The organism is Nitrobacter sp., from assembly GCF_051535235.1.
In the GTDB taxonomy this organism is placed as follows: domain Bacteria; phylum Pseudomonadota; class Alphaproteobacteria; order Rhizobiales; family Xanthobacteraceae; genus Nitrobacter.
Genome location: NZ_JBPPLZ010000018.1, coordinates 1 through 2,721 on the forward strand (window position 1 = coordinate 1; position 2,721 = coordinate 2,721).

The 2,721-nt window shown below is 62.8% G+C and carries 2 protein-coding genes; both read right to left on the reverse strand.

Annotation, left to right across the window (positions count from 1 at the left end; all coding sequences use genetic code 11):
• Nucleotides 1-151: 151 nt before the first annotated feature.
• Nucleotides 152-1,348, reverse strand: a complete 1,197-nt coding sequence (gene metK, locus ACS3WA_RS14810; RefSeq protein WP_438279276.1) for a methionine adenosyltransferase — start codon at nt 1,346-1,348, stop codon at nt 152-154.
• Nucleotides 1,349-1,568: 220 nt separating this feature from the next.
• The coding region (locus ACS3WA_RS14815) for a hypothetical protein (RefSeq protein ID WP_438279277.1) at nt 1,569-2,721 on the reverse strand (1,153 nt) is incomplete at its 5' end.

Genomic DNA, 2,721 nt, shown 5'->3' on the forward strand with positions numbered 1-2,721 from the left:
GCGGCTCCCCCTCCCCGTCTGCAAGCGAGTGAAGAAGCGGCGTCATCTTTCCTTCGTCATGGTCGGGCTCGTCCCGGCCATCCACGTCTTGCTGACAAAAAGAAAGACATGGATGCCCGGCACAAGGTCGGGCATGACGTCTTGCTTGTTGTCACACCGCGCGCTTGATCACCTCGGCGAGATCGGTCTTCTCCCAGGAGAACCCGCCCTCGTTGTCCGGCGTGCGGCCGAAATGGCCGTAGGACGAGGTGCGCGCATAGATCGGCCGGTTCAGGTCGAGATGCTTGCGGATGCCGCGCGGTGTCAGATCCATCGCCTCGGAGGCGATCCGCTCCAGCGTATCTTCCGGCACTTTTCCGGTGCCGTGGGTATCGATGTAGATCGACAGCGGACGCGCCACGCCGATCGCGTAAGCGAGCTGCAAGGTGCAGCGGTCGGCAAGGCCGGCAGCGACGATGTTCTTGGCGAGGTAGCGCGCGGCATAGGCCGCCGAGCGGTCGACCTTGGTCGGATCCTTGCCGGAGAAGGCGCCGCCGCCATGCGGCGCAGCGCCGCCGTAGGTATCGACGATGATCTTGCGGCCGGTCAGGCCGGCGTCGCCGTCGGGGCCACCGATGAAGAATTTTCCGGTGGGATTGATGTGCCAGATGGTCTTGTCGGTGATCCAGCCCTTCGGTAAGGCTTCGCGCACATAAGGCTCGACGCGCTCGCGCACCTGATCGGAACTCATGTCCTCGACGAGATGCTGGTGCGACACCACGATTTCGCGCACGCCGACCGGCTTGCCGTTCTCGTATTGCACCGTGACCTGGCTCTTGGAGTCCGGCCCCAGCACCTTCTCCTTGCCGGAGTGGCGGGCCTCGGAAATCAGCCGCAGGATCTTGTGGGCATAGAAAATCGGCGCCGGCATCAGGTCGGGCGTCTCGTTGCAGGCGTAGCCGAACATGATGCCCTGGTCGCCGGCGCCCTCTTCCTTGTTGGCGCCGGGCTGCAAGGCGTCGACCCCCTGCGCGATGTCGGCCGACTGCGGATGCAGCAGGATCTCGATGTCGGCGGTCTTCCAGTGAAAGCCATCCTGCTCGTAGCCGATGTCCTTGATCGCGGCGCGGACCACGCTTTCGATCTTCTCCTTGGTGACGGATTCGGGCCCGCGGGTTTCTCCGGCGATCACCACCTTGTTGGTGGTGGCGAGCGTCTCGCAGGCGGCGCGGATCGCCCACGGATCGATGCCGGCTTTCGGACCCTCGCTGAAAAACAGATCGACGATCTCGTCCGAGATCCGGTCGCACACCTTGTCGGGATGCCCTTCCGAAACCGATTCACTCGTGAACAAATAAGATCCGCGCATCAATCGTCCCTTCATCCGCCACAGGTGGCGGTCCTTTCGTGCTGTTGACCTGGTGTGGTGGCTCTGACATTCGCTTCAGTATTGCCGCGCGTCCTACAAGCGAATGTCAGAGCCAAAACCACACCAGAATATTTTATTTTGCTAGTGTTCCTATGGTTCTAACATTCGCATAAGAACTCGCTGCGAAGTGATGCGAATGTTCGAACCGGAACACTAGATGTCAGTCGCGGCGACGCGAGATGACGTAGGATTCGTCGTAGAACCAGAGGCCGTTGTGCTTGCGCAAAACCTCCCTGGTGGCGTCCAGATAGCGGCCGCTTTGGGTCATCTCCGTCAACCGGTCGTCTTCGACCTGGGCGACGTAAACCGCCGCATTCCACGCCGCGAACGCCGTCGAGGTACCGATCGATCCCGTGACCTCATTGGGCAGCGCTTCCATATCATAGCGAAAAATCGAACGATGGTCGGCATAAGCGTTGAAATTAAGGTCGCGCCCCACCGAGCCGAGCTCGTATTTCACAGCGCGCAATAGCTCATGACGGCTCACGGCGAAAGGGTTTTCTCCGGGCCAGACCGCCTGGACGATTTCCAGCCCGGGATCACCGCCGTGAGAATGAATTCCTATCAAACGCCCGCCGGGCCGCAACGCCCGCGCCAGCGGGGCGATGATCCGTCGGGCCCTGAAATTGAGGGAAGACCTGGCCCGGTAAGGCTGCGAAGCGATCACCAGATCGAAGTTGGCCTCGACCCGCCCCGCCCGCGGGATCACGGAATCGAGCAGGAACTGGTGATCTTCCCGGTAGATCACCAGTACGACCGGCCGCTCATAGATCGGCATCCCCGTGACCGGACTGACGTTCGCCCGCCAGTTCTCCTCGAGATACGGCCACAGGTCCCGGATCTGCGCCTCGAACTCGCCGGAGGACGTCCCCCGCAGCGGCACCTCGCGCCACACCATGCCGGCCGCGGCCTGGGGCAAACGGGGCGCGAGCCATGGCGCTTCCGCGTAGTGCATGTTGGTCAGCACCATGACGGTCGCCGGATGCTCGAAAAGCCGGTCCGGCGCCTTGTCGAGCGTCAGCTTGATGTCCTCAAGGCTGAGTTCCTTGCCCGCGACATAGAACGGCATGTGGGGAAAGCGGACGTGCATGGAGCGCATCACCCGCGCCAGCACGGTGCCGTCGCCGACGCCCGCGTCGAACACCCGCAGCGCCGGCGGGCGCGGGTGAATGCTGCCGAACTCCAATGCGACGCGGTCGGCGATGACGCGCTTCTCGCTGCAGGTATGGACGAACAGCAGATATTTCTGCCGGTTCTCGAAGAAACGGAAATTGGCGCGGGGATCGCGCCGCTCGATCGGCTCCGGCCGGCGG